Annotated in this window: 30 protein-coding genes; 15 read left to right on the top strand and 15 right to left on the bottom strand. The window is 40.9% G+C overall.

Going from position 1 to position 25,970, the window contains the following annotated elements:
- Positions 1–33: 33 nt before the first annotated feature.
- Entirely contained in the window at positions 34–441 is a 408-nt protein-coding gene (locus CH352_RS03225) for a GreA/GreB family elongation factor (RefSeq protein ID WP_100705684.1), read from the top strand.
- Here the strand turns inward: CH352_RS03225 and CH352_RS03220 are convergent.
- On the bottom strand, positions 434–2,665 hold the full coding sequence (locus CH352_RS03220) for a SulP family inorganic anion transporter (RefSeq protein ID WP_100705685.1): 2,232 nt from the start codon (positions 2,663–2,665) through the stop codon (positions 434–436). The genes CH352_RS03225 and CH352_RS03220 overlap by 8 nt on opposite strands.
- 232 nt (positions 2,666–2,897) lie before the next feature.
- Here CH352_RS03220 and msrA point away from each other — a divergent pair, with 232 nt between their 5' ends.
- Positions 2,898–3,527, top strand: coding sequence for a peptide-methionine (S)-S-oxide reductase MsrA (msrA, locus tag CH352_RS03215; RefSeq protein ID WP_100705686.1), 630 nt, complete (start codon positions 2,898–2,900; stop codon positions 3,525–3,527).
- 4 nt (positions 3,528–3,531) lie between these two features.
- Here msrA and CH352_RS03210 read toward each other — a convergent pair whose 3' ends face one another.
- Complete coding sequence (locus CH352_RS03210) at positions 3,532–4,530, bottom strand: PAS domain-containing protein (RefSeq protein WP_243396232.1); 999 nt, start codon at positions 4,528–4,530, stop codon at positions 3,532–3,534.
- A gap of 366 nt (positions 4,531–4,896) precedes the next feature.
- On the opposite strand from CH352_RS03210, the gene CH352_RS03205 reads away from it, so the two are divergent.
- The 3 genes from CH352_RS03205 (at position 4,897) to CH352_RS03195 (ending at position 7,672) form a co-directional block, all read left to right on the top strand.
- Entirely contained in the window at positions 4,897–5,526 is a 630-nt protein-coding gene (locus CH352_RS03205; protein WP_207766644.1) for a glutathione S-transferase family protein, read from the top strand.
- A gap of 84 nt (positions 5,527–5,610) precedes the next feature.
- Complete coding sequence (locus tag CH352_RS03200; protein WP_100705689.1) at positions 5,611–6,693, top strand: PA0069 family radical SAM protein; 1,083 nt, start codon at positions 5,611–5,613, stop codon at positions 6,691–6,693.
- 112 nt (positions 6,694–6,805) lie between these two features.
- On the top strand, positions 6,806–7,672 hold the full coding sequence (locus CH352_RS03195; protein WP_100705776.1) for an alpha/beta hydrolase: 867 nt from the start codon (positions 6,806–6,808) through the stop codon (positions 7,670–7,672).
- 311 nt (positions 7,673–7,983) lie between these two features.
- On the opposite strand, the gene CH352_RS03190 is transcribed toward CH352_RS03195, so the two are convergent.
- On the bottom strand, positions 7,984–8,970 hold the full coding sequence (locus CH352_RS03190) for an alpha/beta hydrolase (protein WP_243396233.1): 987 nt from the start codon (positions 8,968–8,970) through the stop codon (positions 7,984–7,986).
- 193 nt (positions 8,971–9,163) lie between these two features.
- On the opposite strand from CH352_RS03190, the gene CH352_RS03185 reads away from it, so the two are divergent.
- Both CH352_RS03185 and CH352_RS03180 read left to right on the top strand, forming a co-directional pair.
- Complete coding sequence (locus tag CH352_RS03185) at positions 9,164–10,048, top strand: AraC family transcriptional regulator (protein WP_100705690.1); 885 nt, start codon at positions 9,164–9,166, stop codon at positions 10,046–10,048.
- A 58-nt stretch (positions 10,049–10,106) separates the two neighbouring features.
- Entirely contained in the window at positions 10,107–10,886 is a 780-nt protein-coding gene (locus tag CH352_RS03180) for an aminoglycoside 6-adenylyltransferase (RefSeq protein ID WP_100705691.1), read from the top strand.
- A gap of 52 nt (positions 10,887–10,938) precedes the next feature.
- Here CH352_RS03180 and CH352_RS03175 read toward each other — a convergent pair whose 3' ends face one another.
- The 4 genes from CH352_RS03175 to CH352_RS18990 are packed head-to-tail and all read right to left on the bottom strand — an operon-like array spanning position 10,939 to position 12,278.
- Positions 10,939–11,355 (bottom strand): GFA family protein, encoded by a 417-nt coding sequence (locus CH352_RS03175; protein ID WP_100705692.1) that lies wholly within the window; start codon positions 11,353–11,355, stop codon positions 10,939–10,941.
- Complete coding sequence (locus tag CH352_RS03170; protein ID WP_100705693.1) at positions 11,352–11,831, bottom strand: SRPBCC family protein; 480 nt, start codon at positions 11,829–11,831, stop codon at positions 11,352–11,354. Before CH352_RS03170 ends, CH352_RS03175 begins: the two co-directional genes overlap by 4 nt.
- The gene (locus CH352_RS03165) at positions 11,824–12,147 is read right to left on the bottom strand and encodes an ArsR/SmtB family transcription factor (RefSeq protein WP_100705694.1); all 324 of its coding nucleotides are present in this window, start codon (positions 12,145–12,147) and stop codon (positions 11,824–11,826) included. Before CH352_RS03165 ends, CH352_RS03170 begins: the two co-directional genes overlap by 8 nt.
- Entirely contained in the window at positions 12,030–12,278 is a 249-nt protein-coding gene (locus CH352_RS18990) for a hypothetical protein (RefSeq protein ID WP_165780140.1), read from the bottom strand. Before CH352_RS18990 ends, CH352_RS03165 begins: the two co-directional genes overlap by 118 nt.
- 17 nt (positions 12,279–12,295) lie before the next feature.
- Between CH352_RS18990 and CH352_RS03160 the strand changes: the two genes are divergently transcribed.
- The gene (locus tag CH352_RS03160; protein WP_100705695.1) at positions 12,296–12,736 is read left to right on the top strand and encodes a VOC family protein; all 441 of its coding nucleotides are present in this window, start codon (positions 12,296–12,298) and stop codon (positions 12,734–12,736) included.
- A 52-nt stretch (positions 12,737–12,788) separates the two neighbouring features.
- A complete protein-coding gene (locus CH352_RS03155; protein WP_100705696.1) occupies positions 12,789–13,145 on the top strand; it encodes a DUF2200 domain-containing protein in 357 nt (118 codons plus the stop codon).
- 105 nt (positions 13,146–13,250) lie between these two features.
- On the opposite strand, the gene CH352_RS03150 is transcribed toward CH352_RS03155, so the two are convergent.
- From CH352_RS03150 to CH352_RS03135, 4 genes are all read right to left on the bottom strand, one after another.
- On the bottom strand, positions 13,251–13,763 hold the full coding sequence (locus CH352_RS03150) for an SRPBCC domain-containing protein (protein WP_100705697.1): 513 nt from the start codon (positions 13,761–13,763) through the stop codon (positions 13,251–13,253).
- Between the two features lies 1 nt (position 13,764).
- Positions 13,765–14,103 carry an ArsR/SmtB family transcription factor gene (locus tag CH352_RS03145; protein WP_100705698.1) on the bottom strand — a complete coding sequence of 113 codons (339 nt, stop codon included), beginning with the start codon at positions 14,101–14,103 and terminating at the stop codon, positions 13,765–13,767.
- Between the two features lie 71 nt (positions 14,104–14,174).
- Complete coding sequence (locus CH352_RS03140) at positions 14,175–15,512, bottom strand: adenylate/guanylate cyclase domain-containing protein (RefSeq protein WP_100705778.1); 1,338 nt, start codon at positions 15,510–15,512, stop codon at positions 14,175–14,177.
- 79 nt (positions 15,513–15,591) lie between these two features.
- Complete coding sequence (locus tag CH352_RS03135; protein ID WP_100705699.1) at positions 15,592–16,797, bottom strand: hypothetical protein; 1,206 nt, start codon at positions 16,795–16,797, stop codon at positions 15,592–15,594.
- A 420-nt stretch (positions 16,798–17,217) separates the two neighbouring features.
- Here CH352_RS03135 and CH352_RS03130 point away from each other — a divergent pair, with 420 nt between their 5' ends.
- Complete coding sequence (locus tag CH352_RS03130) at positions 17,218–18,036, top strand: hypothetical protein (RefSeq protein WP_100705700.1); 819 nt, start codon at positions 17,218–17,220, stop codon at positions 18,034–18,036.
- Positions 18,037–18,080: 44 nt separating this feature from the next.
- The gene (locus CH352_RS03125; RefSeq protein WP_100705701.1) at positions 18,081–18,974 is read left to right on the top strand and encodes a hypothetical protein; all 894 of its coding nucleotides are present in this window, start codon (positions 18,081–18,083) and stop codon (positions 18,972–18,974) included.
- 5 nt (positions 18,975–18,979) lie between these two features.
- Here CH352_RS03125 and CH352_RS03120 read toward each other — a convergent pair whose 3' ends face one another.
- Positions 18,980–19,633 (bottom strand): DedA family protein, encoded by a 654-nt coding sequence (locus CH352_RS03120; RefSeq protein WP_008594287.1) that lies wholly within the window; start codon positions 19,631–19,633, stop codon positions 18,980–18,982.
- A 41-nt stretch (positions 19,634–19,674) separates the two neighbouring features.
- On the bottom strand, positions 19,675–20,019 hold the full coding sequence (locus CH352_RS03115) for a hypothetical protein (RefSeq protein ID WP_100705779.1): 345 nt from the start codon (positions 20,017–20,019) through the stop codon (positions 19,675–19,677).
- A 145-nt stretch (positions 20,020–20,164) separates the two neighbouring features.
- Here CH352_RS03115 and CH352_RS03110 point away from each other — a divergent pair, with 145 nt between their 5' ends.
- The 4 genes from CH352_RS03110 (at position 20,165) to CH352_RS03095 (ending at position 23,973) form a co-directional block, all read left to right on the top strand.
- Positions 20,165–21,067, top strand: a complete 903-nt coding sequence (locus CH352_RS03110) for a prohibitin family protein (protein ID WP_100705780.1) — start codon at positions 20,165–20,167, stop codon at positions 21,065–21,067.
- Between the two features lie 62 nt (positions 21,068–21,129).
- On the top strand, positions 21,130–22,413 hold the full coding sequence (locus tag CH352_RS03105) for a UvrD-helicase domain-containing protein (RefSeq protein WP_100705702.1): 1,284 nt from the start codon (positions 21,130–21,132) through the stop codon (positions 22,411–22,413).
- A gap of 113 nt (positions 22,414–22,526) precedes the next feature.
- Entirely contained in the window at positions 22,527–23,612 is a 1,086-nt protein-coding gene (locus tag CH352_RS03100) for a fatty acid desaturase (protein WP_100705703.1), read from the top strand.
- Between the two features lie 64 nt (positions 23,613–23,676).
- Positions 23,677–23,973 (top strand): YciI family protein, encoded by a 297-nt coding sequence (locus CH352_RS03095; protein ID WP_100705704.1) that lies wholly within the window; start codon positions 23,677–23,679, stop codon positions 23,971–23,973.
- Between the two features lie 67 nt (positions 23,974–24,040).
- Here CH352_RS03095 and CH352_RS03090 read toward each other — a convergent pair whose 3' ends face one another.
- Positions 24,041–24,886 carry a metal-dependent hydrolase gene (locus CH352_RS03090; RefSeq protein ID WP_100705705.1) on the bottom strand — a complete coding sequence of 282 codons (846 nt, stop codon included), beginning with the start codon at positions 24,884–24,886 and terminating at the stop codon, positions 24,041–24,043.
- Positions 24,887–24,898: 12 nt separating this feature from the next.
- On the bottom strand, positions 24,899–25,750 hold the full coding sequence (locus CH352_RS03085; protein WP_100705706.1) for a metal-dependent hydrolase: 852 nt from the start codon (positions 25,748–25,750) through the stop codon (positions 24,899–24,901).
- Positions 25,751–25,970: the final 220 nt, after the last annotated feature.

The following is a 25,970-nucleotide window of genomic DNA, read 5'->3' as shown; positions in this document are numbered from 1 at the left end:
TTTCGGATTTGTTTTCTAGGGGAGGCACTGCTTATGAGTGGTAAAAGATTTCTTTCAAAGAATGATCATCAAAGGATTCTTTCTACCCTTGAGGTTTCCGCTCAATCTACAATAGTCCAACCAAGTATCTTAGAGATTATACGTAAGACGCTATCTAAGGCCAAAAAGATAGACCAGAACCAAGTTCCCCAAGACTTAATCACTATGAATTCTAAATTCGTGCTCAAAGACCTTGGCAACGCAGAAGCATTCCAATTCACCTTAGTATATCCGGACGAATATACCGAAAACGCACCTGCTAATGGCAAACTGTCCTTATTCTCCGCTCATGGTTCGGCAGTATTAGGTGCCAGAGTAGGAGAAGTAGTCCGTTGGGAGATCAACGGAATGGACAAATACCTGAGAGTCCAAGAACTACTCTACCAACCGGCCGCTATTTAGGATAACCGTACAATCCTCCAAGCTCCTTGGAGAGAATATCCTTATAATCCACTTCGCTAATCTGTCCATTTCGGATATCGTATACCCATCCGTGTATCTCCGGAAAACCATACTTCGCCAAAGCATTCTGTATCATTCCGGTCTTGTATAAGTTCACTACCTGTTCCGCGACATTCAGATGGATCAGTCTTTCCTCTCGTTGGTCTTCAGGAAGAGCATCCAATTCTTCTCTATGTTTTAGATACACATCCTTAATATGAGTGATCCAGTTGTCTATGAGACCGGTAGCCTTTCCTTGCAGAGCCGCTCTAACCCCTCCGCAGCCGATATGACCGCAAACAATAATATGTTTTACGTTCAATGCATCGATCGCATACTGAACAACGCTAAACAGGGACATATCGTCCACGGAAACTACGTTAGCAATATTTCTGGTTACGAAAATTTCCCCAGGATTTGTTTTAGTGATCACATTCACAGGGACCCTAGAATCACTACAACCTATGAATAATGTCTGAGGTGCTTGGCCTTCCGCATGGCGAGAGAAAAACTCAGGATCTTCCGTTGTCCTTTCCTCTACCCATTCCTGGTTATTTCTTAATAATTTTTGATAAGACTCGCTCATTTCTTTTTTTAAGGATTCGATATCATTTTCCATATTCGGTATCCCTCCTAGGATCACCGTAATTTCCTTACGGTGGGCATTTTTTCTAAATTCGTGGATCAGCTCTCGAATATCCTGATCCATATGAAGTGTTCTAGTCCCGTCTATTTCCAATGTGATCCCGGAAGGTTGGCTTTCTAAAACCTCTTTGATCTTTGCCTTATGGAAGAAGCCTAAATTTTCTCCCAAGATGATCCTTCTAAACTTTCCATGAAGCTCTTCTCTATAGATCGCGGTCCTATGATCTTCATATAGAACGAAAATCAAAGCCACCAAGATACCGCAGAATGTTCCGATCAAAACATTAGTGAAGAATGTGACGACTACAGTTACCAAGAATGGTAAGAATTGAGAATAGCCTTTTTGGAACATTAGACGGAACATCGCAGGTTTTGCGAGTTTGAGACCTGTAAAAGTCAGGATCGCAGCAAGAGATGCCAAAGGAATGGTGTTCATAAATTTAGGAAAAAGTAATACACTGATCCCGATCCACGCCCCATGAAAGATTGCCGAAAATTTGGTTTTTGCACCGGAAGAAGCGTTTACAGAACCTCTAACCACCACACTTGTGATCGGGATCCCACCTGCAAGTCCACAGGCCATATTCCCTAATCCTTGCGCGATTAATTCCTGGGACATAGGAGTTTTACGATTCTCTTCATCCAGTTTATCCACCACTTCCACGGAAAGTAATGATTCTAAAGAAGAAGCAAACGCGATCGTAAATGCCAAGGTCCATACAGGGCCCTGATCCCAATAGGAAAAGTTCGGAAAATCCAAATGAGCAAACAATTCGGAAGGATTTTTAAAAATAGGAAGAGTGACCAAGTGATCTTGGCTTAAAGCTCCTCCAGGAAGAAGATGCCCTAAAAGTAAATTCGAACCGGTCCCGAGAATGATCGCCACTAAGGAAGCAGGAATATATTTGAATTTTTTAGCAAAGTATCTATCCCAAATCCAGAAAGATAAAAGGGAAATCACTCCGATCACTAAAACATTACTCTGAAGATTCCTGAAGGCATGTACGAGCAACATGAGTGAGTTTGTCTCTTTTGCTTCATGAGGATCGTGATAGGATTCGTTTACGTCTTCTTTAGTGATATCGAATTCTTCTACCCCGAATTCCTCTACGTCGTAACCGATCAAGTGAGGCAATTGTTTGATGACTAAAAGTAGGCCGATCGCGACAGACATTCCAACTACTGTTGCGGAAGGAAGATAAGCGGATAATGCTCCAGTTCTCAAGATCCCAAGCAAAGTTTGGATCATTCCCGCAATTAATAATGCAAGAAGAAAAGCTTCAAAATTCCCCAAGTCTTTGATACCTGAAAGAACGATCGCAGTCAAACTTGCCGTAGGCCCCGAAACACTTAAGGCGGATTTACTGAAAGTTCCTACTACGATCCCGCCTATAAACCCGGAGATAATCCCTGAAAATAAGGGAGCGCCGGACGCGTGAGCAATCCCCAAACAAAGAGGAATAGCTACTAAAAAGACTGCGATACTTGAGGAAAGATCGTAAGGAAGATTGGAAAGAAATTGTTTTGTTTTTAAATTCATGATACTCGCACGGGCGGGCATATTCTACATGAAGAATAAAAAACCCAGAATTGGAAACGGTTGATAAGTCCGTAACTTTTTCCGACGTCAGTCGAAAGTATCTACAGGCTACTGAAATTGATCTAGCTTGTCCTTACCAGGCTTTTTTGAAAAAAATCAAAATACGAACAACCGATCGGTAGGAAATAGATAGATTAAAAATTCATATAAAAACGAAACCGCGAGGGACTTTATGAGAGCAAATTTGTTCAAACTTATAAGATTAGAATCCACACTTATAATATTCATAATATTTGGTTTTTCGAATATTCTTTTCTCAAAAGAAAGTCCGAAAACAGAAACAGCCATATTTGCAGGAGGATGTTTCTGGTGTATGGAAGGACCTTTCGAAAAACTACCCGGTGTCATATCCGTGGTCTCAGGATATACTGGCGGAAAAGAGATAAACCCAACATATGAAGACGTAGGATACGGAAGAACAGGACATAGAGAATCAGTATTGATTACCTACGATCCCAAAAAGATAGATTACGCAAAACTATTGGACACGTATTGGAGACAGATTGATCCGACTGATTCAGGAGGACAATTCGCAGACAGAGGCAACCAATATAGATCAGCTATCTATTATAAGAATGAAGCACAAAAAAAATTGGCCCAAGAATTTAAGGATAAAATAGGAACTTCCGGAAAATTCTCCTCTCCTATCGCTGTGGAAATATTACCTGCATCGGAATTTTATCCCGCGGAAGAATACCATCAGGATTATTATAAAAAGAACCCTACGCATTATAAACAATACAGAAAGGGTTCCGGAAGAGAGGATTATGTGATCAAGGTTTGGGGAGCTAAGCCGGACTAACTCATTATCCGAGTAGGCGGAACAAATAGATCGTAAGTCTCTGAAGCTTATCCCTCTCCGGACCAGGGATCTCTTTTTCCAAATCGATAGTCTTTCTATAAATCGATTTGAGATGGTTTTTCATAGTCCCAGGATGGATACCCAGGTCTTCGCTGATCCGACTCTTATCCTTACCGGAAGCAATTCCTGCACAGATCTCTGTTTCTTTTTTGGTAAGCTTTGTTTTATCTCTTAAAACTCCGATTAGAGCTTCTCTATCCATACCTTCATATTTTCTGAAAGTATCGGATGGAGATTTTCCAAAATCAGAATTGTTCTTTGCTTCTCCGGACTCCGAATGTTCAGGATTTGCAAAGATAGTGCTTAAGAAGCTGGAAACTTCTCCATTACGATCTTTGATAGGAAGAACATTTTGTTTCCAATCTTTTATAAAACCGTTTTTGAGATTCGAGTTAGAGATTGAAACCGAACCCTGAAGAACTGATTCCCAAAACTCATCATAAAAAGTTTTAGAAGCTCCCATTCCGGATTGGAATGCTTTTGGAGTTTTTCCTATGAGTTCATTTTCTTTTAAGCCGGAAATTTTTTCGAACTGTTTGTTCACCGCAAGGATTACACCTTCTTTATCGGTTAAGAACATTCCATTTTGTGATTGTTGGAACGCTTTGTACAAAGCTTCCTTCTTTCCCGCTTCCGATTCTTGATCTTCTGTGAATACGAATAGATAAGATTTCTCCGGCATTAGATAAGCATGTTGTTTTGTTTGGAGGAAACTTCCGTCCTTCTTCATTAAATGAAGCCCTCTTCCTTCAAACTCTCCCGACTTGCTTACATTAGGTAGTATAACGGATTCGAAATATTTTTGATCAGTTTCGGAAAGAAGATCGGTAATACTCATACTTTTAGCTGATTCAATGGAAGCGATACTTAGGATCTTCCTTCCATTCTCGTTAATATGAAGGATCCTTCCGCTCGAATCACAAATTAACAAAATATCGGGCATACTTTCTTGTGTTTGAATAATTTCCTTAACGTTTTCCAAGCTTAGATCCATCCGATTTGTTTTGTATCTAAGAAACCGCTCGATTCTTTTCGAAAAGATTTCTCTCTTATTAATAACTTAAGACATGTATTTTCAAAAAAATCCTACAAAAGCATTCTTAGAATACTAAGAAGAAGCCTCATTGTTAAATGAAGACTCCTAGCCTTCGCAGGATTATGTGCACTTGATCAGGGAAATTCCCCAAGCTAATTGTTGCAAAAGAAAGGCAAACTAGTTCAAAGCCTCTGTATCAATCCCTACAAAACTTGCTAATTCGAAAGGATTACTTTCTTGCAGAATCATCCCGCCTTGAAAGATCATAAAGTTATGAGCGATCTGAAACTTGTAATTGGAAATAAAAACATCTCCTCCTGGTCTTTCCGTCCATGGATCCTACTCACTCAATTCGGAATTCCTTTCGAAGAGATTTCCTTAAAACTATTCACGCCAGAATATGCAGCCATAATTGATAAGTATTCACCTTCCAAAAAAGTCCCTGTCTTAAACGACGGAGACCTAAGAGTTTGGGATAGCCTTAGCATTGCGGAATATTTGGCAGAAAAATATGCGGAGAAGGGACTCTGGCCCAAGGATCAAATCGCAAGAGCCAAGGCAAGATCGGTAACCGCAGAAATGCATTCAGGATTCACAGGCTTAAGATCCAATCTAAGCATGAATTTTCATGGCAGAAAGTCCGACTTCTCCGTTCCGGAAGATGCAAAGAAGGATATCGATCGGATCCAAACTCTTTGGGAAGAATGTTTGAGCTCCTACGGTGGACCATTCTTGTTCGGCCAAAACTTCTCCATAGCAGATGCATTCTACGCACCGGTTGTTTCTAGATTCATAACCTACGGAGTAAAGCTTGGGCCTAAAGCAAGCGAGTATGTAGAGACCATTTCTAATTTACCTTCTTACAAAGCTTGGGGAGAAGGAGCAAAATTAGAAATTAACTAAGCAAGATCATTTTGTAGGACCTCCAACAAAATACAATCATATTTTTGCTTGTTTTTTGTTTAGTATTTCTTAGAATTCAATCTTATGAATTCTAAGAAAAGAGGCACAGAAGAAGTTCCTCCCAGTAGATTTGATAAGATCCAAAGGGAAGTTTGGCTGGAAGATAGGATAGATCTAACGGAGGAATCATCTCCTTCTACCCAATTCTTTTGGGAAGATTCCAAATCGGTTCTCACTCGAAACAAATCACCCGATATTCCATTCGATGCGAGTATCAACCCATATAGAGGCTGCGAGCACGGATGTATCTATTGTTTTGCAAGACCGAACCATTCTTATGTGGATCTTTCTCCGGGATTGGACTTCGAAACAAAAATATTCGTAAAGAAGGAGCCGGCCAAACTTTTAGCGGAAGAATTAAGAAAGAAGAAGCAAGCGCTCTCACCAATCACAATAGGCACAGCCACAGATCCATACCAACCGGGAGAAAGGATCTACAAAAACACAAGATCATTATTAGAAGTCTTGTTGGAATTCAAACAACCTGCAGTAATTATTACTAAGTCTTCTATCATCCAGAGAGATACGGACATTCTTTCCGAAATGGGAAAATTAGGAATTTTGAAAGTGTTTCTTTCCATCACCACTTTGGACAAAGAACTTTGGTCCAAGTTAGAACCTAGAGCTCCAGCTCCCGTAAGAAGAATGGAAACTCTTCGTAAACTCACCGACGTTGGAATTCCAACAGGAGTATTATTCGCTCCGGTAATTCCATTCATCAATGATTTCGAAATGGAACATCTATTGGAACAGGCATCTTTATCAGGTGCAGAATCAGCCGGAATGGTATTCGTCAGACTCCCATTCGAAGTTGCACCCTTATTCGAAGACTGGCTTACCAGACATTTCCCTCTCAAAAAAGAAAGAGTGCTAAAAGTCATTTCGGAAGCAAGAGGAGGAAAATTATACAAGGCCAATTGGGGAGAAAGAATGAGAGGAGAAGGAAATTATGCGGAACTTCTCCAAAAAAGATTTTCGATCTGCATCAAAAGGTTCGGACTCACGAAAAGAAGAGAATTGAGAACGGACTTGTTCGCTGTCCCTTCCCACTATCTTCTGAAAAAGAAAAAACAAGAGGAATTCCTACCGGGACTCTTTCCGGAATAAGTACCATAACATAGGTCATAACCATTACGTTTGTTCGAAATAGCAGAAAGAAAGAAGCGAATTGGATAGAAATTTCCTTCCCCATTTTTCAGACAGATCTGATATTTACCGAATGAATTGGGAACAAAACTACCATCTGGAAGACGGAACCTTTGCAGGAGCAGGCGACGTACCTATCTATTACCGAGCCTATCGTGCAAAAGACGCAAAAAATCCTAGAACTTTAGTGGTCCATCACGGGATCGGAGAACACGGAAAAAGATACGACAACCTACTCGAAGCACTTTCCGGAAAAGGATATAATGTTTATCTAATAGATGCTCGCGGCCACGGAAAATCCGGAGGAAGCAGAGGAGTAGTCACTCATTTTAACCAATATTTAGCGGACCTTGACAGACTGATCAGCATTGCAAAACAGAAAGAAGGAGTCAAGCAGGTCACTCTAATGGGGCATTCTATGGGAGCATTGATCTCGCTGTTTTACGCAGGAGAACCTTCTCACCAAGCAAACTTAGACAGACTTGTGCTGAGCGGATTGCCGATCGCGGTAAAAACAGACTTAGTCATGAATATCAAAAAAGGTGCGGGAAGTTTACTCGCTGGAGCATTTCCTACTCTGACCGTTCCAACCGGATTAGATGCGAACGCATTATCCAGAGATAAGTCGGTTGTAGAAGCTTATAAAAAAGATCCTTTAGTTCACGGTTCCGTTGGAGCTTACTTAGGTGATTTCCTTCTGAATTCCAAAGAAAAAGCTTTGGAGAAAGCCGCGCGGATCAACTTCCCAGTCTATCTATTCCATGGAAAAGAAGATTCTATCGCACTTTCTGTAGGAACGGAAGAAGCATTTAAAGTGATTCCTTCTTCAGACAAGTCTATGAAAATTTATGATGGCTTGTACCACGAAACTATGAATGAACTTCCAGCGGACAAGGCAAAAGTTTTGGGTGATTTAGTGAACTGGTTACAGACTCATTAATGATAACTAAGATCCGATCCGCTTTCAGCTGGATATTAGGATATCACCTGATCGCCGGTCTTCCAGAAGAAGAGCGGCGGTCCTAATGCTCATGGCTTGGATAGTTCCAGTTCTTGTTTCGTTTTGCCTGTTTATCGCGCGCGAGGTATAATCTAGAGAAGCTCAAGATAATCGGGGACAGTTAGACGATACGAACAGCTTCGTGTTTAGATATAACTTTAAATCCGACCGATACTGTTCGTCAGTTATCCGACATCTCCCAAGAAGAGTCATTTTATATTTCGATATTCAAATTCCACGACGTTCGCTTTTTAATGTAAATTTTCTTTGAAAAAATCGGTGAGTTTATCAAAAGGGATCACATCCAATCTATCATATAGGTCCACGTGAACTGCTCCAGGTATGATCATAAGCTCTTTCGGCTCGTTTGCCGCTTTAAAAGCATCTTCACTGAAATATCGAGAATGAGCTTTTTCCCCTGCAATTATCAGAACAGGACGTGGTGAAATTTCTTTTATGTAAGTTAAAAGCGGCATATTCATAAAAGACCAGGGCGTGGTTGCGTTCCAAGCTCCATTTGAGTTAAGAGATCTATGATGAAAACCTCGCGGAGTGCGGTAATAATTAAAATAATCCACTACAAATCGAACCTCGGAACCATCCAGAGTTTCCGGTAAGTTCCTAGGTCCAGGCGCAGGTTTTCCATTTTTTGCATCTTCCCAACGTTGCTCGCTCATTTTCACCAACATTTGTGCACGTTGCTCGGCGGTTAAACTATCGTAATATCCCTTCGACATAACTCGAGACATATCGTACATACTGGTAACTGCAACGGCCTTAACACGTTTATCGATTGCGACAGCGTTTAACGCCATACCGCCGAATCCGCAGATGCCGATAATCCCAATTTTATTCCTATCAACAAAGGTTTGCAGGCCTAAAAAATCGATCGCCGCACTAAAATCTTCCGTGTTAATATCAGGTGATGCGGTATTGCGAGGTTCACCTCCGCTTTCACCGGTATAAGACGGGTCAAAAGCAAGAGCTGCAAATCCGCGTTCTGCCATAGTCTGCGCATATAAACCGGAGGATTGCTCTTTGACTGCCCCAAATGGACCGCTTATGGCAAGCGCCGGCAAAACTTGATTGTTGTAATTTTTCGGAAGATACAAATCTCCTACGAGTGTGATCCCATACCTATTTTGAAAAGATACTTTCTTATAAGTAATTTTCTCGCTCTTCGGAAATTTTTTGTCCCATTCTTGGGAACATCCAATGGTTGTTATAATCAAAAACAACCCTCCTATAAGCTGCGTTATCTGTCTAAAGATTTGATAGAATCGAGAATTGCGATTCGTCGATTTGTTGATTGATAGTTCATTCATACCGTTTAAGATATAATGTTTTTTAATCTAGCCGTCAATGCCTGATCCTATTTGCAATTGCCTAATCCTACATATTGTTATTTAATTTCTTTGAGGATAGAGAGAAATGAATGTGAAATCAAAAAGTATGCTAGAACTATTAGAGAAACTGATTCCTGAAGAGGGACTCCACGAAAATGTGATCGATAAAGTTGATCTATTTCGTACAAACAATTCAACTCCTAGACTACCCCAGTGTTACGACTCTGGAATTATCATTCTGGCTCAAGGGCAGAAAAAAGCCTTTTTAGGTGAAGAAGTTTTTCTTTATGATCCGATGCATTATCTTGTTCTATCCGTGCCGATCCCGATGGAATGCGAAACCACAGCCAGCAAGGAAAAACCCATGTTGGGTTTTAGGATCCGAGTGGATGCAATTTCAGTTGGAGAGATCATGCAATCAATGGACAAAGTAAAAGAAAATACTGAATCTATTCCGCATGGAATTTATTCGTCTGCCATGGACTCTCAAATATTAGATGCGAGTATTCGTTTATTAACAGCATTAAATTCACCTTCGGACAGCCACATGTTGGGCCCGATGATCGTTAAGGAAATTATTTACAGAGTTATCCAAGGAGAAAACGGATTTGCGTTACGCTCGCTTGCAAATCGTAATCAACATTTTTTCCAAATATCTAGAATTCTAGATAAAATTCACAAATCATATGGAGAAAAATTAGATATAAACATTCTAGCTATAGAAGCAGGAATGAGCGTCTCCGCTTTTCATACAAATTTTAAAATTATCACTAAAATGGCACCTCTCCAGTATATAAAGAACGTAAGACTTCACAAGGCAAAGATGCTCATGATGCACGAAGGAGCAAAAGCGCATAATGCTGCTATACGAGTAGGTTACGAAAGCCCTTCTCAATTCAATAGGGAATACAAACGATTATTCGGAAACCCTCCTATGCAAGACGTCGTAAAATCAGGAACTATGTTATAGTCTAGTCTTGTAAGAACAAGACGGATAAAAGTATTATAGTGGTTAGCATATAAATAATATGGAAAAGATAGATCGTTTTATCAATCAAGTGAATGAGTTTGCTTCGAATACCGAGACAATTGAAGGGATTGCGATAGCAGGCTCATTCATTTCAAAGCAACTTGATGAATACTCCGATATTGATTTTGTTATAATATTGAAAGATGGAATTCAGTATCAGAAAAAAGAAATGATCGATTTCGCAAAGAACTTCGGAACTTTGCTATCAGCATTTACCGGTGAACATGTTGGAGAGAGAAGGCTTTTAATTTGTTTGTATGAGGATCCATTTCTCCATGTTGATTTTAAATTTATCCAGCTTTCCGAATTAAAGAGCCGGATCGAAAACCCTGTATTTACTTATCACAACAATAAAGAGATCCAATTAATTCTCGAATCGTCAAAAGCAGAATGGCCGAATCCGGATTTCCAATGGATAGAAGATAGATTTTGGGTTTGGGTACATTACGCCGGAGCAAAGTTGGGAAGAGGAGAGTATTTTGAGACGATTGATTTTTTATCGTTCATTAGAAATACAGTTTTAGGTCCTTTACTTCATCTCAAAAATAATTCCCTGCCCAGAGGAGTTAGAAAATTAGAGTTTATTATTGATCCGATCGATCTTGAAAAACTAAAATCCACAATTCCAAGTTATGATTTCCTATCCATTAAAAGTTGCATATTAAATTCAGTTAAATTGTACCAGGAATTGAGATCGGTGTTATATAATTCTGAAATTAAAAACTTATCCGAAGCTGAGAATTATGCTTTGGATTATTTGGATCATATAAGCAAATAAGTGCTACGCCGCCCATGCGTTGTTAACCGGGCGGGCGGACATGCGCGTCCGGTTAACCTGTCGGCATCTTCTCGAATACTTTCAATTCAGGATCAATCGCATCCCAAGGTAACCCGCGAACTTTGTAAGTAAGCACATGAGGTGCAAATCTCTCAGGTTCGTCTAGACTTCCCGCATGAACTGCAATCAAGTCCGGCATTGCAGCAAAACGCAAGTAAACCGGCGTTCCACAAACAGGGCAGAAAGAGTGGATCTTCATATTGCCACTGTCACCCGCTATTTCCCAGTGAGTCGCCTCACCAGTGATTGTCATTTCAGCTCTCGCAGGGAAAGTTAGATAAGATCCATGTCCAGTGCCACTCCTCCGTTGGCAATCGCGACACTGACAATGGTTTTGAAAGATTGGTTCATGTTTAGTCGTATAGCGGACTGCACCGCACGCACATCCGCCGGTGTAAGGTTTGGTCATGTGAGAGTTCCGCTGGATGCAGACTTCGGCTTTGCAAAAACATCGATGCCCTGCCCTGTTTCCAATAAAGATTTCAGACTGGAAAGAACGATCGGCCATCCTTGTTGGATTCCTTTGGCCATTCCACTACCTGCTTCAAGTTCATCGTGAGTGACTGTTAGTCGTACCATATCATCGTAAGCTTCTACGTTAAATGTCACTCGACTATAACTTTCCGGATCAGCTGCTTGTGAAGGACTCGTCCATGTGATTACTAGACGAGTTGGCGGAACGACTTCGACTACTTTACCTACAATATTAACTGTGCGATCATTAGCGCGCACATGCTCCCAGGTTGACTCGGGCTTCCAATCGGAAATATTCTCATGACCCCAATAGAGTCGAGTGATCTCCGGCTTCATGATTGCCTCGAACACCTTTTCAGGTGTCGAGCGGATATAAGTTACATAGACAAAGCTTGTCTTCTCTTTACTCATTATTCTCTCCTTCAAGTTCCTTCTTCAGGTCGTGTAGCAGACTAAGCCGCTGGTGTTCGAACTTTCGCACCCATCGTTCATAAACCTCATGTAGAGGCACCGGGTTGATGAAATGCAACTTCTCCCTACCGCGCCAAACCGTGCTTATCAGATTGGCCGCCTCAAGAATACCGATATGTTGAGTGGTCGATTGCCTAGTCATGTCCAAGTGCTCGCAAAGCTGGCCCAAAGTTTGGCCATTCTTCTCATATAGAAGGTCCAACAGCTTTCTGCGTGTCGGATCTCCCAGCGCCTTAAAAACATTATCAGCATCCATTCGTTGCGTTTATAAGAAAATAATATGCAGGTAAATACCTGCATGTCAAACAGAATACTGAAAAAATTACTAACAAATAGATCAATAAATGGATCGACCACCCAAGCAAAAGTGGAGCCTATACTAGCCAAACGGAGGATCCGAGAAAATGACAGTGAAACGAATGGACAATGTTGGCATTGTCGTCGAAGATCTTGAGGCAACGATTTCTTTATTCACCGAACTTGGTTTAGAGTTAGAAGGACAAATGCGAGTCGAAGGATCTTGGGCGGATCATGTCGTGGGGATCGAAGGAATGCAAGTCGATATGGCCATGATGAGAACACCGGACGGACACAGTCGATTGGAATTGTCTAAGTTTATCAGACCAACGGCAATAAGCAGAGAACCGAAAAATGCCCCTTCCAACACCTTAGGCTATCTTCGAGTAATGTTTGCAGTTACAGATATCAAAGATACTATTGCTCGACTAGAAAAGCATGGAGTTACGCTCGTCGGCAAATTGGAACAGTACGAAGATAGTTATCTTCTTTGCTATTTGCGAACCCCCGAAGGATTCATCATCGCATTAGCCGAGGAACTTAAATAAAGTCCTTATCATTAAACGAAATTAGCGACAATCAATAAGGTCTGAAAATCAAATGGAAAAACATAAAATCTTTACTACATCCTTCGCAAGCGTTTATCCCATGTATATTCAAAAGGCGGAAAGAAAAGGACGAACAAAAGCAGAAGTAGATAAAATTATTTTTTGGCTTACCGGATACGATTCTAAAAGTTTTCAAAAACAACTTAAGAATGAAGTAAATTTCGAAGAATTTTTTGATCAGGCCCCTCATCTCAATGATAATGTTTCACTGATCAAAGGAGTAGTCTGCGGTATTCGTGTAGAAGAAGTAGAAGACAAACTTATGCAGAAAATTCGTTATCTAGATAAGTTGGTAGATGAATTGGCCAAAGGAAAGGCCATGGAAAAAATATTACGCGGATCTGTTTAAAGATTCATTTTATTTGGATTGGTAGAAGGTCAATCGAACCCACTGGCTGCGCTTGCATGGGCAAACATTCGCCCATGCATTGTGGGAAGTACCTAATGTTTGGATTTATCCAACAAGTTCCGCCAATAGTTTATCTAGTACTAGGCAGAGATCCTTCCAAGCTTCGACCGCACCGATTTCCATCTCTCGGACTTCGGCAGAAGCGAATTTGACCACGTGAGTCATAAGAGTTAGATCACCTTCCGTTGTGAAGGTACGCGACTCTACAGTAGCATCCGGATTTTCCGGACCGTTAGGATTAAACGTGGACATGTCTGTCGCATAATTCTCGTCATTCGCTACCTTCTCTGGTATGATTACCTCTAGGAATTTTCCATAAACACCCATTTCGGTCCCATTTTGATCTGCAAATACGTACAGGTATTTGCCTCCAACCCTAAGATCGTTCTCTATAGTTTTAAGCGTCCATCCTTCCGGACCAGTCAGCCAACGAAGCATAAGCTCAGGTTTAGTGAAACAATCGAATACCAATTGACGAGGCGCGGCAAAATATCGTGTAGCAACAACTTCTCTTTCACCTCTCAGCTCTACCTTTAGTTCTTTTAGATCTGCTTTCATTTTAATGATCTCCTTTTGTTTGCATGGTCTGCAATTCTTCGAGTAGCCCATCCAGTGATTGATAGCGCTTCTCCCACATCTGGCGGTATTTCTCAATCCATTCTGTCGCTTTTTTGAGCGGCGCAGTTTCGAGTCGGCGAGGACGTGCCTGCGCTCTTACCGTGGTTGAGATAAGACCTGCATCCTCCAAAACTTTGAGATGCCGCGAAATAGCCGGCTGGCTCATTTTAAAGGGTTTAGCGAGCTCCATGACGGTTAGGTCCTCTTTCGCTAGGCGCATGAGTATGGCCCGGCGAGTAGAGTCAGCAAGTGCGGCAAAAGTAGAATCGAGATTTTGCATACCTAAATTATTATATAATCATATAGTTATATAAAGTCTAAATGTCAATCCCTTTTTTAGTTCCTTTTTCTTTAAAGTTGATTGTATCGTTTGCGGAATTCTTCGTTCGGGATCCGCTCTTCTCCTGCTCGTCGAAGATCCGCCAGAAGACCATTTACAAAGTACATTTCGATCTCTCCTTTGTTTTTGGCAGGCACAGCGCCTCTATATTCGCAGTCGAAGAAATCTTTTACTAGTTCATATGTGGCACCGGAAATATTGATACGGCCGGGAATACCTGATGATTCACATCTGCTTGCAGTATTGACCGTATCGCTCCAAACGTCGTATGCAAACTTCTTCTCACCAATTACACCTGCTATCAAATCACCCGAGTGGATCCCGAGTCGAAGCTCCCAGTATGGTAGGCCCTGGTTCGCTTTGATTTCTTTCATTTGATTCATGAATGCCTGGATCTCCAGAGCAGCCATTACGCAGTCGACAGCGTGTGTACTATTCGATTCCGGGATACTACCCGCAAACATGTAACTGTCCCCGATCGTTTTGAGTTTTTCTAGATTATGCCGAGCCATTACACTATCAAAATACGAGAAGCAACGATCTAGCTCTGCAACGAGTTCCGTAGGCGATAGAGTCTCAGCAATCTGAGTGAAACCCTTGAAGTCGGTAAAACAAACCGTTGCGCTGTTATACAAACGAGGTTCTGAAACTCCCTTCTCTTTCAACTCTTGGGCAATTTCTTCCGGCAATATGTTAAGAAGCAATTGTTCCGACTTTTTATGCTCTTCTGTTAACTTTGCTTCTGCCAAATCTACCGCCTTCACAAATTGGTAAACAACCAGAAAAAAAACAAAAGATAGCAATATCAGAGGGGGCATAAGATACTCGGCCGGTACTACCCATCTAGGTGGACCAAAGATCCCACTCCCACCCAAAACTTTATAATAATACTGGCTAAAAAGAAAAAGCACTAAAGGCAAAATAGAGATTATGATCCTTGCAGTATTAAACTTTTTAGAGATCATTAGAAATGACAAAGTGGAAGTAAGTAGAAACCCTAACTGTGCAGGATCATCCGCTTGAGACATTGTCAGTGCTAAAAGGTGATAATTAACGGCGATTAACGTAATTACCGCAGATAAATTATAATAACGTAATCTTAGTAAATAAAATGCAAATAGTATCGGAATGATAAGAAGGAAATAATGGATAAAAGAAAAAAGATGGGTTTCAGGAGGTTCGTTAAAATATATTGAGATAGTTAGCAGCGTCGGGACCGCAAACATACTCAATTGAGTGTAAAATGTTGTGCGGACCGGCCTTGATTCGGATTGAGTCAGTCCACTAGTAATTTTTTTAGCCTGAAACCATTCTCGGATCGCATCATATATATCATTTACTTTTTTCATTCCGGATCCACCCCCTTTCATTCCTAATATCGTTCCAAGAACAAGAATTTTTATTCCAAAGAAGCCCAGTCATTTTTGACTATCGTGCAAGGTCCTGTAATTGTTTCACCTTCTGGTCCTTCTCCGGAGACTCATAAGCCTTTAAGGAAAAAGTATTCATATTATATTCTTTTGTAGTATAGTTTTCCTTATAAGGACCGACTAACTCTTTATCAGGCTCGGTAGTTTTTGCGGCCAGGATCCTCCTCATTCCTTCTTCCCCTTGCCCGAACCATTCAGGATCCACCGGAAGATTGACCCTATATCCTCTCAATTGGGTTAAAGCATAAGGGCCCTCGTAGCCGCTTTCCCGGATCAATTTGCCGAAAAACAAAAACTCCACTTCTTGCCTTCCACCGGTCAATTTACCGTCAAAGCTCGCCCAAGCGATAGGATCCCCATTTCCAGCATTCACAAGATTGGCTTCTAAATGATAAGTCCCAGCTTTGAATACATTCACCCCCGTTTTTACGCTCAGAGAACCGTCCTTAGGAACATCTAAAAAATAACCGCTCCATTCTGCAGGTTGGTAAGGAGAGGAGAAGAAGGAAGTTAGTACTTTGCCCTGTTTCTTCTCCTTTGCATATTCGAACTCTACTTCCAGGAACATATCTCCCCAGTCTTTGTAGGTGGGCCTCCATTCGAAGGTAAAAATATTGTCCTTAGCCTGAGCATCTCCGTCGATTCCCTTATCGTTTCCATCAGGAGGCAGAGCCACGAATTTATTACCGTCGAATTCTTTCCAAAGTTTTACATTACGAATATTTAATGGAACTTTCTCGAAATTACTAGTATTAAAACATTCCAAAGTGATATAAATAGGATCCTTCACTCCTATTGCAGCCCATTGTAAAGGTTGCAATTTACAGGAATAACCGTTTGGTTTTTTGTCCTCAGGCTTATCCACCATCGCGATGGGAGAAAGTTGGATAAAATATGGATTTGTGAGATCTTCGTTATGCTTGGTCAAAGGCCTGGAGTTAGGCGGATACTCGGACCATTCTAAATAATCTTTCAAAATTTTTTCCGGAGGAATGGACTCGTCCAGACTTTCCAAAAAGTTGGGATTGTCCGCCGCAGAACCACCGCCCGGTGGACTTCCTTTCGCCATCCATTCTGCTTTTGCTTTTTTCTCTTCTTCTGATAAGAACCAACCGTTCTCTTCAGCTTCATCCCTTAATAGATAGAAAACCAAGGCGGCTGCAATCGCAAGCCCAAGGTAGATAAAAATTTTTTTTTGACTCATCTCTAGTTTTTCAGTGCCCAGTACAGGTTCACCTGTATACGAAATGCGAAGCCTTTCTCAACCTTTATTTTAAGAATCCTTAAAGGAGAAATTCGATAACCCTTTTGGACTAGTTTTATTAGAACAGATTCTTTTCAGTCTTCTTATTTGGTTTGCCAATCTTCTTATTTCTCACTTACAAACCTTCGTAACAATTGCTTGGAAATAAATTGTAACTAACACTGCACGCTATTGTAGCGACTGCTATACATCATTATTTCATAATATGATTTTTAATTTGTATGTTTTTTTACATTCGACCCGTTATGTTAAAAAAAGTCCAATCACTTGACTCGGAAAGCCACCTAGCGCATACTTGTAGACCGGGAAAATCAAATGCTAAGGTTTTGGTTTTCCCAAAAGATCGGAGAATAGAGAAAAATGAAAAATTGGAAAACTATGGTATTGGGATGCGTTTTCGCATCGTTATTTGCTGGTTCGCTTTCTGCGCAAACCTATACGGTTTTCATTCACGGAAAGTCTGACAGCAATCACAACGGCGTGGGAACTACTGACGTGAATAACTATTGGGGAACAGCACCGAACTCTGTGTCCGGAGCAAAAATTTTCGTTGGTTACGACGGAACTACTGACCCAAGAACTTACGGAACGGCAAGAGCGCAAACCAATGTCACTACGGGCTTGAATACATATTGCAAGGGTTCTAACTCCTGCAAGATCGTATGTCATAGCGCGGGTTGTTATGCGATTGAGTATTGGTTATCTAACCTGGGAGCCACTGCATCAAGCAAAGGTTATAACTTAACTAAAGTTACTGCTTTAGCTTCTGCTTCTGGCGGATCCGAGCTTGCTTCTGCTCTGAATGGTATTACATTCGGATTCGGCGGTAACGCAATGGATAAATCCCTGATCGTTGGAACCGCTCGTGGCGCGTACAACCATAATAGCACTGCAGGTATCACCGTATACCAAGTACCAGGTTATAAAGGTATGATCGGAGCTTCCGCGATTCTTCCGGGAGAGGACGATTATGCAGTCGCTTTCCATTCTTCCTGCGCTTATAACAAGTCGGGTGGATTAAGCGTTTGTCAATCCTCTGTAACTCAGTACGAAGGGATTTGGCCTTTCGGTTCTAATGTGACCTATACTCAATTCCAAGGTCATACGAGAGCTTCTTCCGTAGGGTCTTCCGGATTATACTTGAACCACAGTGAATTGAAAAACGAAGGCTGGAGATAATCCATTCCAAAATAGCGCGTCGAAAAACCGGCGCGCTATCGTTTATGAAAATCTTAATTATTTTACTCCCCTTATTTATATTCCACTGCTCACAAATCCAATGGAGACCCGCAAGTCTAGCGGTCGAAAGAGGATGGTCTGAAACCGGCAAAAACATAGTTCAAACTGAAGTGATCTACGAGGAAAAGGATGCATGGAATCCTTTAAGCGGGACTACTCACAAAAAGAATTATAGAACTAAATTCAGAATTTATGAAATACCAGGAACCTTAAGTGATTCCGGAGATCCGCCAATTTATTCTTATGAAATAGGTTCTTGGACATTGCCCGGATCCGTTTATTTTCATTCGGCAACCAATCGTTTATTTTGGATCCAAGGTATAAACGACGAATATGGTGGAGCTATTCGTTTTCCTGCAGTTTGGTCCCCGAAAGGATTTCGTTCCTTCGAACCTAAAAGTTTCCAAAAAGAAGACCAGACAATCTTTCAATTCGTACCGTCTCCCGACGGAGGAAAGGCCGCAATTATATTAGGAAAATTGAGATCAGATCTGGAGATAGAGTCCCCTGTACTGATCATAGCGGACGTAAATGGGCAATCTTCTTCTTATGATAGATCTTATTTTGAATTTCCTTTGGTAAAATGGGAAGAGACTCCGGAATTTAGGATCCGATGGTCTGAGAATTCGGATCTTCTATACATTCGAGTCCAAAACCAAGTTTTCAAAACGAATGAAAAATCTAAAAAGTTGGAAGAAGCGAAAGAATTCCCGGTTTGTTTTTATCCTGCCTCTAATTTCGGGCCTGTGGGGATCAGTCCAGGAGGAAAAGGGGGAGATTCGGATATCGCAAGGGATATGGAAGCTCCTCCATTCAAACGTTTTAAGGACAAACCCTTGGTCAAAAGTTTAAATCAGACCAAGGATTGTAGCCAATAAGAAGATTACTTTTCGCGAGATATCGCCTTTCTTCTTTCTCTTATAAACTCGATCACTGCAGGCATTACAGAGATGATTATAATCGCAAGAATAACGATCTTGAAGTTCCTTTGTACGAACTCCAGGTTTCCGAATTTATAACCGCCGAATAAGAAAATGGCGATCCAAATCACTCCACCGACTATATTATACAAAATGAATTTAGTATAGGTCATACTTCCGATCCCTGCAACGAAAGGAGCGAATGTCCTTACGATCGGGATGAATCTTGCAATAATGATTGTCTTCCCGCCGTATATCTCGTAAAAACGGTGAGCCTTTTCGAGGTGTTTTTTATTTAAGAAGGGGACCTTCTCCTTTGCGAGAATCTGTTCTCCCGCTAGGTGGCCGATCGCATAATTGACTGTGTCGCCTAAGATCGCAGCGATGATAAGAAGGATGAGTAATGTCCCAAGATCCAAACTTCCCCTGGCTGCAAATGCACCTAAAGCAAAGAGCAAGCTATCTCCCGGAAGTATAGGAGTTACAACAAGACCTGTTTCACAAAATATGATCAAGAATAAGATCAGATAGATCCAAGTGCCGTATGCAATGATCAATGCATCCAAATGATTTTCCAGATGCAAGAAGAAGTCTAAAAGATATTTGATAGTTTCCAATTTAAGCTCCGAAAGTCAGATTCAAGGGCCTTGCGAGGAAGTCAAATGTTAGAGCGTACTTCCGGAAATAGGCCTGCTTGGTCCGGGCCTTGTTTATAAATTTTTGTAGGATAATTTAATCGGATTTTTCCGGAGGAAACTCCTCTTTTGTCGGGTCGGATCCTGGCATCAAATTCTACCGGATCACCCTGTTTCAGATTTTGCTTTCTAAAACGAAAAGAATAATAAAAGTCCTGAGCGTAGATAACCTTTCTGCCGGAAACCAGCAGTTTTATGTCTTTGATCAAGATCCTTGCTTTTTCCGGATTGGGGTCTATCGAAATAGATTCCACAGTCCCTCTGAATCTGGTCCTGATTTTAGGCAAGTTTTGGAGATCTTCTTCCATGCCTTCCATCCGTTAGACCAATTCAAATCAAAAGTACAGTTCCGTACATTCGTTTTTCATTGTCGCCCATTCCTATTTCGGATGATCGGGAAACGTTCCTAATCGGAACATGGTCCAACTATATACAGGTCCTACGGAGATTTATATGACCAGGTTTCAATTATTAACAAAAAGTTTGAGTTTGTCTGCCCTTCTTTCCCTGAGCTTGCTCGCGGGAACAGGTTGTTATACAAATATTCGTCCGGGAGAGGCAGGGCTCAGATATCATCCTTTAACGAGCGGGCTCCAAAAGGATCTATTGACCAACGCAATTTATTTCTATGCTCCATGGAACGATGTAGTGTTGTACCAAACCCAATGGACCTCTTACAAAGAGAAAGTGGATGTTCTTACCAGAGATGATTTGACTATTAACGTCGTGGCAGCAGTCATTTTGAGACCCGTCCCAGGAGAGATCTATAATCTTCAAATAGAAATCGGTCCTGATTATTATGAAAAAGTGGTGCGGCCTCAGTTCAGGACATCGGTTCGTAACGCGTTATCCGCTTATAGTATGATCAAAATTTCCAAAGAAACACCTAAGGTATCCCAGGATATTCGCCAAGCGTTGGGAGAAAAGTTAAGAGGCAAGCATGTGGAAATAGACGATGTGATCATAGATGATATAGAATACAGCCGTCCCATCCTGACTGCGATAGAAGGTAAACTCACTAAAGAGCAAGAACAGGAACAAATGAAATTCGAGATAAATATAGCGAAGAAGGACGCGGAAATTACGGTGATCCACGCAGAAGCGAAAGCGAAATCCACTGTGATAGAAGCGGAAGGAACCGCTCAAGCTACAGTGATCGAAGCCCAAGCAAGAGCAAAAGCCCAGAAGATGATCGCGGCCCAGTTGACAAAACAATATATTCAACTAAAAGCTTTTGAAAATCCTAATACGAAACTTCTATTCGTTCCGACTGGGAAAGACTCTCTTCCTATGATCATAAATACTCCGACGGACGGTCCAAGACCTGTTGATCTGCCTCCTGCAGGAGATAAATAAAGAAGAAGGTCCGTTTTTTCAAAAATTGCGCGCGCTGAATAAAAATTGGGAAACGGTTCCGTATGAACCTTTCCCAATTCAGCGAAGCCCAACAAGAGATCATAGGAGATCGCTCCAGATTTTTACAAGTTATAGCCGCGGCAGGTTCCGGAAAGACCAGCACCTTAGTAGGAGTAGTACAAAGCGAACTCTCTAAAGGTACAAGCGGAGAAGAAATACTGGTCCTGAGTTTCACTCGAAAAGCAGCAGGTGAGATCAGAGAAAGGATCAAAAAGAAAACCGGTACAGATTCCGTAAGAGTACATACATTTCATGCATTCTGTCTAAGGGCATTGATCACCTGGCATCCTGATTTTCGGAATAGAAGACCTTCTATCCTAACCTCTTCCGAAAAGAACCGATTTTTTAGAGAATGGTTTCGTAAAGAATCGGATATTATCGGTGGAATTCCGTACGAAATTTTGATCGGAGCTTCTACATTACCTTCTAATTTCCCCCAATCTTGGAAAAGCCCTTTATTAGAAGATTATAAAAACTTCAAACGCAAAGAAGGAAAACTAGATCTGGATGATTTGGTCACGATCTTTTTGGATTCCTTAGAAAACGGGGACCCTTGGACTGAAATTCCGAAGAGAAGTTTAAAAAGGATCTTGGTGGACGAATTCCAAGACACTGATCCGGAACAACTTAGATTTTTGAAATTGTTGTCTGAACAATCCAAGATTTTGGTAGTCGGAGATGACAGCCAAGGAATTTACTCGTTCAGAAAAGCGGATATATTCAATTTTTTGAATTTTCCCGAGATGTTCCAACCTTGCACTCGAAAATTCCTGAACACAAATTATAGGTCTCTTCCAAAGATCGTAGATACTTCTTCCATTCCTATTTCTAAAAATAAGAACAAAATAGAGAAAAAGGTAATCGCTCATAGAAAAGGAAAAGCGATCGTTTCCAGGATTCGAATGGATAGGATCCCGGAAATATTTACTTATTTGGGAGAATTGTATAAACGAAGTGGAGGAGAATTAAAGATATTATGCCGTTCCAATCATAGGATCAGAGAATATTTGCATGTAGGAGTTCCGCCTGAATTATTGCTTACAATCCATTCTGCTAAAGGTTTGGAATTTCACACTGTGATCGTGGATTTGGCGGATGGTTGGAATCTTAGAAAAGATTCTCCCGAGCAGATAAAAGAAGAAGAACACAGAGTTCTATACGTTGCACTCTCCAGAGCTAAGGATTGTCTCATCATCCTGGGTAAAAAGACAAGTTCGGGCAGAGAAACCGCAGAAGACTTATTTTTCTCTTATTTTAATAGAGATATCCCGATCTTAAAATTTTGAATCGGAGAATTATTTTAAATTCCAAATTTTTTCTGCAACAAAGCGATTACAATCTGCTCTCATCTAACAATCCGTAAATAAAAACTCCTGTTAAAGGAAATATAGGATAAAAGATGAAAAAGAATACAGAACTGAAAGAAACTCTTGGAAGTGTAAGAGAGATTATCTCCGATAGCAGCTTCGACAATCCTACTTATCTAGGGATCGCATATTTTATCCGGGATCTATTTTTCTTCTCGGTCACCATGTTCTTACTTTGGAATGTAGAAACTTGGTATTATCTTCCTTTTCTTTGGGTATTTGCGGGACTTAGCATCGCTTCTCTTTTTATTATTGGACATGATGCTTGTCACGGAGCCTTATTCAAAAGCGAAAGACTTTCCTATTGGATCGGACAGATCTCAATGCTTCCTTCACTTCACGCGTACAATCAATGGGGTTATGGACATAATCGGGTCCACCACGGACATACGATCAAACTAAAAAGCGATTTCGTATGGCATCCGGTTACTCCAGAACAATATAAAAATTTCGGAATATTCAGAAAGGCATTCCATAGACTTTCCTGGTCTGCATTCGGAGGCGGGATCTATTATCTAATAGAGATTTGGTTAAAGGGAATGGTCCTTTTTACCGCTCCTATGAAAGAAGCTCTCAGGGATAAATTGCTCATGCTTACATTTGCATTCGGGTCTGCGGCGGCGGTTTTCTATTTCGGAGGAAATACTCCGAACGGGTACGATCTTGGATTAGGGACTTGGTTTTTCCTAAAAGTATGGCTTCTTCCTTTTATTTCTTGGAATTATTTCATCGGAATTACCGTATATGTGCATCATATTCGTCCGGAAGTTCCTTGGAAAGATGCGAATGAATGGACTCCTTTTTACGGGCAAATGAGAGGAACCGTAAATTATCACGTGCCTAAGTTGTTAAACTTCTTCATGCATAACATCTTCATTCACTCCCCTCACCATGTTCATATGAAAATTCCTTTCTACAAATTGGGCCAGGCTTTAGAAGAGATCAAAGTCCATTATGGACCTTATGTTGTGGAAAGAAAATCCATTTGGAAAGATTATATAGAATCTACATCCAAATGCAAACTTATGGATCCTGGCACAGGAAAATGGATGACCTACTCGGAAGCATTCAATGACGAGGATGAGTCGGAACCTGAATTAGAAACTGCTGCTACTTAAAAATTTCTATCTAAAACGATTGGGAATTGATTTTTAAAGGAAGATAGCAAGTCTGAATTCCAGAATGAAATTTTTCCTGATCGAATTAGAATATTTAGTGCCCCTCGAAAAATTAGACCAAGTGGTCCCGGCTCATAGAGAGTTTTTGCAAACCTTGTATGATATTGGGACCCTTCTTCTTTCCGGACCAAAAGAACCTAGAGCTGGCGGAATGATTATTGCAAAATCTATCTCTTTAGAAAAGATCAGCGAAACAATGAAAGGAGATCCTTTCGCAAAATTAGGTTACGCAAATTATAAATACACCGAGTTCCATCCAGTCAAACACCAGACGTTCCTAAAAAGTTGGTTAGAAGCTTAAAGAAAAAAACCGCCTCCCGACTCCTTTCGGAGCACGGGAAGCGGGGAGCAAAGTGATTGGATGGGTGCTAGATAGTTATCAGAGCCGCATTCGCAAGCTCGTATCCGCCTGTTTGGTCCGGATGAAAATCTTTTTTAAAGTATAGAAGCGCCGCGCTGAAAAGTTGAGGATATAAGATCCTTCCGATCCTGCGTGCAGACTTCATATCTTCGAAATATTTACGAAATCCCACTTTCTTATCGGTGAGTAAGAACCAATGTTGCAAGCTTAAAGCATATCCCCAGAACATGAAAGACGCTACAATGAATCCCATGATCCTCAAGAAATGACTTTTAGAAACCGTTTGAAGAACGTCATACGCAACTGATTTGTGCTCTATCTCTTCGCAAGCGTGCCAAAGAAGTAGGCTTCTCATGTCTCCGTATGCATCATCATGGAAATTATTGCGGATAGAAATTTCCGCCATACTAGCTGTATAATGTTCCAGACCCGCAGTTACTGCAAGTTTCAGTTTTTTACCGAAGAAAAACTCGAATATAGGTAGGAAGAAACTGAAAGCGGTCCATTTATAAAACTTCTCCATAAGAGTGATAGGTCTTCCTTGGCCTTTTAAGATCTCTAAGATCTTTTCGTGTTCTTTTCCGTGTTGCACTTCTTGTCCGATAAAAGATTTCACTCTGGAAGAAAGACCAGGATCTTTTACTTGGTCCGCAAAAGCTTTTACACTCTTGATAAAAAATCTCTCTCCTTCCGGAAATAGAATATGATACGCATTCACAGTATGGGTCATGAATGAGTTATTTGCAATATAATGGTCCGGTAAATTTTCCAGACCTTCGAAATTCATCTTACGAACAGTAGGAGAATTTGCATCTATTGATTTTAGATTTTTATTCTTAGTTTGGGTACTCATTATATTCTCCACTTAAATAGTTGCTAATGCAGCGTTAGCCAGATCGTAACCGCCGGTTTGATTCGGATGGAAACCCGGTTTGAAGTATAAGAAGGCTAATTTTCCGACTTCTACGACGACTACTCTAGCATAAGAACCTGCTGCAATAAGGTCCGAAAAGTATCTTTTGAATCCGATCTTAGGATCCGCAAAGATAAACATATGTTGTAAAGTGAATGCGTATCCCCAGAACATAATGGAGGCTACGATAAATCCGAAGGTCCTTAAAATATAACTTTTAGAAACTGTTTGCAGAACATCATAAGCAACAGATTTATGCTCAATCTCTTCACATGCGTGCCAAAGAAGTAGATTTCTCATTTCTCCTTCCGCTTGTTCATGAAGTCCGAATCTTAGAGTAACTTCTCCCAAGGAAGCGGTATAATGTTCCAAACCTGCTGTCACCGCAAGTTTCAACTTTTTACCGAAGATAAATTCCAAAGCAGGCCAGAAGAATCCGTAAGCAGTCTTCACGTAAAAATTCAGGATCTTAGAAACTGGGCGTCCTTGTTTTTCCAACATCTCTAAAGCTTTTTCATGCTCTTTTCCGTGTTGTACTTCTTGCCCAATAAAACCTTTAATACTATTTTGTAATGCAGGATCCTTCACTTGATCCGCGAAAGCTTTTACACTTTTAATAAAAAATCTTTCTCCTTCCGGAAAGATCACATGGTATGCGTTAACCGTATGGGTCAGAAAAGAATTCCCTGCCACATAATAATCTGATAATTGGTCCAACCCTTCAAAGTCCATCTTACGAACGGTTGGAGAATCACCATTGATCGGCTTAATAGTCCGTTCTTTCTTTTCTGCCTTCACTGACATTTCTATCTCCCCTTTTCTTCGGGTTTCGTGGAGGTTACTATAAACCTTTCCAAACAGGTCCGCCCGCCGATCCCGGAAAACCCTTGCTGATTTTGAAATCGGCCAGAAAAAGAAGGAAATTTCTCCAAGAAAGCTCTTTTTATAGCGGTCGTTTTGCTAAAAATCAGCGATTAAAAAGAAGAATTTGAGCGAGAACGGACCTTCTCCTTTTAAACAACAA

The sequence above is a fragment of the Leptospira hartskeerlii genome, from assembly GCF_002811475.1.
GTDB classification, from domain to species: Bacteria; Spirochaetota; Leptospiria; order Leptospirales; family Leptospiraceae; genus Leptospira_B; species Leptospira_B hartskeerlii.
Note: the sequence above shows the minus strand (reverse complement) of the source record. Positions and strands in the feature narration are given on the sequence as shown.